The organism is Mesorhizobium xinjiangense, assembly GCF_009749525.1.
Lineage (GTDB): Bacteria > Pseudomonadota > Alphaproteobacteria > Rhizobiales > Rhizobiaceae > Mangrovimarina > Mangrovimarina xinjiangensis.
In genome coordinates this window covers 154,683-161,486 of sequence record NZ_WOAC01000011.1, presented here as the reverse complement: position 1 = coordinate 161,486, position 6,804 = coordinate 154,683, and the positions used below count along the sequence as shown (strand labels likewise).

Below are 6,804 nucleotides of genomic sequence, written 5' to 3'. Positions count from 1 at the left end.
CGTTGTGATCGGAACGTCGACCAGCGAGGCACTCGCCTTGGCCGTGCGTCGGCTGGGTGGCGTTCGGGCGCTCGCCGCGCCGACCGTCACGGCCGACTATTTCGATGCCCTCGAGATCGAGGAGCAGGTGGATTGGTTGAATGACGTCGTGGGCAGAACAACGTTCCACGACGGTGCCGACACCAACTACATCACATTGCTCGATCGCGGCGTCAGCAGGGCGCACCCGCTCATCGCTCCGGCGCTCGCCGTCGCTGACCGCCATGCGGCGGATCCGGCGTGGGGTCTTGAGGATCCCGTTGGTCACGGTACGCAGCTCGCCGGCCTGGCTCTGTTCGGGGATCTGACGGCCGCGCTGCAGACGATGAACCCCATTCATGTTCGTCATCGGCTGGAGTCCGCCAAGATCATCCCGGACGCAGGCCACAATCCGCACCATCTGCTGGGCGCCGTTACGCGCGATGGCGTCAATGCCGCCGAGGTCACCGGTGACCGTCGGCGGACATTTACGATGGCGAGCACCACCGAGGATGATACTCCCCACGATGGCGCCCCCACATCCTGGTCAAGCGAAATCGATCAGCTGACCTCCGGCGTTTCCGGCGACAAGAAGATTAAGCGATTGCTCCTGGTGTCGGCTGGCAATACCAACCAGGACCAATTTGGGAACGATGACTATCTGACTGTCTGCGATCACCCGGACCACGAAGTGGAATCGCCGGCCCATGCCTGGAACGCGATTTGTGTCGGAGCTTATACCGAGAAGAATGCACTGCCGGCGGGCGAGTTTGGCGCGCCGCTAGCGCCGGTCGGCGACCTCGCACCATCATCGCGGACGGCAAGCTGGTCATCCCATTGGCCGCTCAAACCCGACGTCGTTTTCGAGGGTGGCAATTGGCTGGTCGACGGTGCCCCTCCACCTATGAAGCATCCTGCGCTGTCGCTCCTCACCACCGATCATCAGTTCCCGCAGCGGGCCTTCACCACCACCGGCGAGACGAGCGGCGCCACGGCGCTGGCAGCGCGCGCCGTCACCGAGCTTTGGTCTGACTATCCCGACCTTTGGCCCGAAACCGTCCGCGCCCTGTTCGTGTCGTCCGCGCGCTGGACACCTCAGATGAGAAGCCATTTGCCGGCCAGCCGCGTCAAGGGAGACTACGCGCCGCTGTTCAAGCGCTATGGCTATGGCGTTCCGGACTTGGAGCGCGCACGCCGCAGCGCGTCCAATGCGCTGACCCTTGTGGTGCAGGACACAATCACGCCATACCGGAAGGCGGACAAGGCCGCCCCGCAACACGTTCATAACGAGATGAAGGTGTTCCAGTTGCCGTGGCCGGTCGCGGAACTGCGCAAATTGGTCGATGCGCCTGTAAGCCTGCGCGTTACGCTGAGTACATTCATTGAACCGAACCCGTCCGAGCCGGCAAGAGGTTCGAAGTTCCGATACGCTTCACACAATCTTCGCTTTAAGCTGAACCGGCCGAACGAGAGCGAGGCCACGTTCCTTGCGCGTATCAGCAAGGCCGCCGAACAACCTGATGAACCGATCCTTGAGGAAGATGATAACTGGATGTTCGGTCGCAACCGACGCGATGTCGGGTCGCTGCACATCGACGAGTTGGTATGTCCGGCATCCGACTTGGCGCGCCGAAACCTGATCGCGGTGCATCCTGTCGCCGGCTGGTGGAAGACGAAGACCATCCCCGATCCGGAAAATCGTACTGCCCGCTTTGCTCTGATCGTGGAGATCGATGCTGGCGAGACGAACGCGGATCTCTACGCGGAAGTCCAGGCCGTAATCGAGAACCTTAATGTGATTGCCGCTTCCGTCTGACCTCGCAGCGCCGCGGGCGTGCTGCAGTAGTGGTCTTCAGAGCAGCATGATAGTTTGGCAAATGGACGGGGCCATAAATGAGTAAAACCCATCATCTTGACCTGCTGAACAATAGCATTTCCTATTTCAGGGAGGCGGTGTCTTATGCTCAGCGGGACTCGGATGACACCAATCACTGGAAGTTCGCAATCCTGCACGTCGTGCAGGCAATGGAGCTGGCTTTCAAAGAGCACCTTCGGCGCGTCCATCCCGCATTCATTTATGAATCGGTCGACAGGCCCGGAAAGACACTCACTCTGCGTGGTGCACTCGAGAGGCTGAAAAATCCGCAGATCGGCAATATTCCGATCGCCGAAGCCGAGGCCGCTAAGATCGTCAAGGCGTTCGACCTGCGAAGCGAATTGACCCATTTCGAGTTCAATCATTCGCACGATCATATCGAGTTGAAATTCGCCGAGATTTTCAGCTTTATGATCTTCTTTTACCGAAGCTATCTCGGCCTTGCCACTGCGGATTTCATCGACGAAGACCAACACAACAAGGTCATTCGCTTGGTAAGAACCCGCGCCGAACTGCTAGAGCGAGCGAAGGCTTATGTAGGTGGCCGTGACGATGGCGATGTCTGGCTGTGCCCCTCCTGCCAGGAGGCAACGTTCCTCACGGCGGAGGAGCAATGCTGCTTTTGTCATCACAAGGAACAAGTCGTCGAATGTCCGACATGCGGTGAGGAGACCCTCGAATCCGAGTTGATAGACACCTCGGATCTGCTCCATTGGGATTACGATGAGGGGCGAATGGTCCTTATCGAGAATTTCGGACTGGAGGAGCGTGCGTGCTCAGAGTGCATTACGGAAACGAGGCAGAAGGTCGAGGACCTGAGACGAGCGCAGTACGATGAAGACCTTGCGATGGATGAGTACTACGCCCGGAAAGGCAGATAAGGCGGACAGCAAGGCTTTGACTACGTCGAATTTCCTCTCGGCAGACTACAGGGCTGTCGGCTTGGTATTGTAATTCACGGGGCTTCAGAGCCACTCAAGCACGATCATCGTTCCCCATCCGGGTAGGCCGGTTTGCTGGGCGATTGCGCGCCGGTTGACAGTGGCCCGTCACGAGCGCGCTGCACCTTCGGTTGCATGCCCCACTTGTTCGCCGGCTGAGGGGGGCTGCCGCGTCCGCATCGACGTAGTCTCAGAGCTCGGGTACGCGTCTCCAATCGGGCCTCGCAAGCACTGAGGTCAAGACTTCTTTCGACGTTTTTTCGTTGCCGCGATCATCGGCTGCTCCCGAGAGACATCCAAAACGATTACGGTCAACTTGTCCTTCATCTGACGAGGCAGGTCATCGGTGAGCAGAGTACGGCTAATGACACCGGTTGCCCTGCCAGAAATATCCTCGCTGTCACACCATTACCCCCTTTAGTAACTCAGTTTGCCTAATCTCACCCGTGATGTGTTGCAAGAATTGCAATGCCTGTCGTCCGGCCTACAAGCACTCTTAGTGCCTTATCCCGTGCCGTCAGCAAATCGTTCAGCAGCTTAGTGAACCAATGTGCGATACGATGAGATACAATTGCGTTTCGAGGTCCCATGTCTGAAGTCGACTGGCTAAGCCATCTCCTCCAAATCATCTCCGTTACCGGTCAGCTCGAGGTTCGCTGCGCCTACGGTGCACCGTGGCGCGTTGCCTGGAGCCAGGCTGAGGCGAACGAAATTCCCTACCACGTGATAGTCAAGGGCCGAGCCATTCTCGAGGATCCGGAGACGAGAACAGCACGAGAGCTGCTGAGTGGCGATATCGTTCTGCTGCCACACGGAGCGGAGCATGTGCTGCATGACGGTAGCGGGCAAACGCCAATCCGTACACACGAAAGCGTGGGCTCTGCCGGATGGATGCTGAGCGAGAACGACGGCCAGGGTGAGCAACTGGATCTGCTGTGCGGGCGTTTTTTCGTCGCGCCCCCCCATGATCGGCTGATCCGCAATTACATGCCGCCCAATCTCGTGGCGCGAGCCATGGACGGTCATGGAGAAGAGGGCATCGGATCCGCTTCCAACCAGCTTGCGAGCCTGGTGGGGCTGATGCGAATGGAGTCCGCTCGCGACCGAGCGGGGGGACGCGCAATTCTCAACGCACTTTCTTCGGCTCTATTCACCTTGGTATTGCGCTCGGCCAGCGAAGCCGAGAAGGCGCCCGAAGGCTTGTTGGCGCTGGCCGGCCATCCGCGGCTCGCTCCGGCAATCGCCGCGATGTTCGCCGATCCTGCGCAGCCTTGGAAACTGCCTGATCTGGCGGACTTGTGCGGCATGTCACGCGCGACCTTCATGCGGCACTTTCAAGACAGGCTAGGCTGCTCCGCACTCGACCTGTTGACCGATCTTCGGATGAGTCTGGCCGCCAACGAGTTGAAGAAGCCGGCGATCAGCACCGAGGCTGTGGCCGAGACGGTTGGGTATCAATCGGTTTCCGCATTCCGGCGTGTGTTCGCCGAAAGGATGGGGATGACCCCGGGGGAATGGCGCCGTCTGTCACACAAGGGCGAGTATCCAGCCCTCGCCTAGTACCCATGTGCGTGCGGATTGATCCTTTCAAGCATAATATTGAGCCAATCCAGTCTCGAAAATTTCACCTTCGGCCGTAAGTTGGGCTCCGTCATCACTTGTTGAGGGAGCCACCCAATGAACTACATCGTCACAGCCGCCGCCGAGCCCGCAACCGGCGCCATCGCAGAAATCTACGCACAAGCCGAAAAGAGGGGGAGCACTCTCGGGCCTCTAACTTCCCCTTCAACCGCGCGACCAACCCCGACGAACGCCGTCATCGAAACTATCCTGAGCCGTAGCGCCGCCAAGTATTACGACGCTACCGCCACCCTGAGCGACGACCAGATCCGCGAACTGGTGCGCATTGGCACCGCCGCGCCGACTTCGTTCCACCTGCAGAACTGGCGCTTCATCGCGGTTCGCACGCCTGAAGCCAAGGCACGACTCCATCCGATCGCTTGGAAGCAGCCCGCGATCCTCGATGCCGCCGTCACCTTCATCATCATCGGCCAGTTGGCCGATGCCAGCACCGTCCCCGAGCGCCTGGCGCCGGTGGTGGAAGCCGGCATCATGCCGGCGCACCTGGTGCCGGAATGGGAAACCCCCGCTCGCGGATTGTATGACGATCAACCGCAGCGCCAGCGCGATGAGGCTGTGCGCTCCGCGACCTTCGGAACCGCGGCGATCATTTACGCGGCCCGCTCGCTTGGCCTGGGTTCCACGCCGATGATCGGTTTCGACGCCGAGGCCGTGCACAGTGAGTTCGGCCTGCGTGAAGACGAGGTCCCAGTCATGCTGCTGACCGTCGGGCCGGAGCGAGCCGGCAACTGGTCGCAGAAGCCCCGCATGCCGGTGACCGACGTGCTGGACTTCGCATAATTCTCAACCAAACCAAAAACTTATGGAGACTATGATGGCAAGAACTGCTGCCCTGAAGCCGGAACACGTGCCCGCCGAATCGAAACCCACTCTCGATGCCTTCACGAAGAACATCGGGTTCACCCCCAACATGATGGCGGCCTTCGCGCAGAGCCCGATCGCGTTCAACTCGTGGGCCACCCTGCTCGGCTCCCTGAGCAAGGCGCTCGACGTGAAGACACGCGACAGCATCGGCCTTGCGGTCTCCGAAGTGAACGGCTGCAACTACTGCCTGACGGTTCACAGCTTCACAGCCGAACATATGGCCAAGTTGTCGCCTGATGACATCATTCTCGCCCGGAAGGGCCGTGCGAGTGATCCTAAGCGGGACGCGGCCGTCCAGTTCGCGCGCAAGGTCATCGAGACCCGTGGTCACGTCAGTGACGCAGATCTGCAACCCGTCCGTGAGGTTGGCTACACCGATGCGAACATCATCGAGATCGTCGCATTGGTGGCCATGTACTCCCTGACGAATTTCTTCAACAACGTGTTCGATCACGACAAGGACTTCCCCGCCGTTGCGCCGGCCGGCTCAATCTGAGCTCTGTCCGTTCGCAACCTCTTGAAGCCATTGGAATCGATCAGATGAACATTCTCCATATTGACTGCAGTCCGCGTCAAGAATCGCATAGCCGCGAGCTTTCAGCGGCGATCGTCAAAAGGCTTCTTGAGGTTGCGCCGGACGCGAGCATCAGCCGGCGTGATTTGGGGAGCGAACCCTTGCCGCACACCGTGGCTGATTACGCAGCTGCGCTATCGACGCCGGCCACGTTAGCGGCTCCGCCGGAGGGCGTTTTCGATCTTTCCGAAGCACTCATCCGGGAAATCGAGGCTGCCGATGTGATTGTCATCGGAACGCCGATGTACAACTTCAGCATTCCGTCGACTCTCAAGTCGTGGATCGATCAGATCCTGCGGGTTGGTCGCACGATGAAGTCGACGCCGGCCGGGAAGGTGGGAATGCTGCGGGATCGTCCGGTATTCATTGGTGTCACATCCGGTGGCGTCTTTACCGGCGACCGAGCCAACCAGCCGGATTTCCTCACGCCCTATCTGTCGTTGGCATTTAGCTCCATTGGGCTGAAGACCCTGCAGTTCCTGCCCGTACAGGCCACTGCGTTCCTCGACCAGAACCAGGCGCTGGCGGCGAGGGACGACGCTCTCGCCGCTATCGACCCGACCGTCATGGAAGGCCTTCGTTCGGTTTATGATCGGCCTGCAAGCGATCGAGCATCCGCGCCATGGCGAGCCAGCCGCGCCGAGGCTGGGCCGTTGTCGGTCGAGATCTTGGCCGCGCTTGGAGAAGCGGGCGTGGCCCGTGACCCTTCGCTCATGCGACCCGCCCGACCGATCACGGTCTCATAACGCTCGGCTATCAATCCCATGGCCAAAGATGATTTTCCTTTGCGCCGTCATAGCCCCAAGCTTCGATCTGTGCCGCCTCTTCTTGCGCACGCCGCAGGCCGTTGGCGCGCCAGTATCATAACCACGGGCGCCCGCCCGGATCAT

At 60.0% G+C, this 6,804-nt stretch carries 6 protein-coding genes; all 6 read left to right on the top strand.

The features are described 5' to 3' along the window. Positions 1-1,834 (top strand): S8 family peptidase (locus GM909_RS13460; RefSeq protein WP_157016893.1); only part of this gene is annotated, 1,834 nt, incomplete at its 5' end. 77 nt (positions 1,835-1,911) lie between these two features. After that, positions 1,912-2,775, top strand: a complete 864-nt coding sequence (locus GM909_RS13455; RefSeq protein ID WP_157016892.1) for a hypothetical protein — start codon at positions 1,912-1,914, stop codon at positions 2,773-2,775. Positions 2,776-3,423: 648 nt separating this feature from the next. After that, on the top strand, positions 3,424-4,395 hold the full coding sequence (locus GM909_RS13450) for an AraC family transcriptional regulator (RefSeq protein WP_157016891.1): 972 nt from the start codon (positions 3,424-3,426) through the stop codon (positions 4,393-4,395). 117 nt (positions 4,396-4,512) lie between these two features. Beyond that, entirely contained in the window at positions 4,513-5,256 is a 744-nt protein-coding gene (locus GM909_RS13445) for a nitroreductase family protein (RefSeq protein WP_235911884.1), read from the top strand. A gap of 34 nt (positions 5,257-5,290) precedes the next feature. Next, complete coding sequence (locus tag GM909_RS13440; RefSeq protein WP_157016890.1) at positions 5,291-5,836, top strand: carboxymuconolactone decarboxylase family protein; 546 nt, start codon at positions 5,291-5,293, stop codon at positions 5,834-5,836. A 44-nt stretch (positions 5,837-5,880) separates the two neighbouring features. Continuing rightward, a complete protein-coding gene (locus tag GM909_RS13435; protein ID WP_157016889.1) occupies positions 5,881-6,660 on the top strand; it encodes an FMN-dependent NADH-azoreductase in 780 nt (259 codons plus the stop codon). Positions 6,661-6,804: the final 144 nt, after the last annotated feature.

Bases quoted from the DNA above. Each gene is read 5' to 3' on its own strand.
- GM909_RS13455 (WP_157016892.1), top strand. From the start codon at position 1,912: ATGAGTAAAACCCATCATCTTGACCTGCTGAACAATAGCATTTCCTAT.
- GM909_RS13450 (WP_157016891.1), top strand. From the start codon at position 3,424: ATGTCTGAAGTCGACTGGCTAAGCCATCTCCTCCAAATCATCTCCGTT.
- GM909_RS13445 (WP_235911884.1), top strand. From the start codon at position 4,513: ATGAACTACATCGTCACAGCCGCCGCCGAGCCCGCAACCGGCGCCATC.
- GM909_RS13440 (WP_157016890.1), top strand. From the start codon at position 5,291: ATGGCAAGAACTGCTGCCCTGAAGCCGGAACACGTGCCCGCCGAATCG.
- GM909_RS13435 (WP_157016889.1), top strand. From the start codon at position 5,881: ATGAACATTCTCCATATTGACTGCAGTCCGCGTCAAGAATCGCATAGC.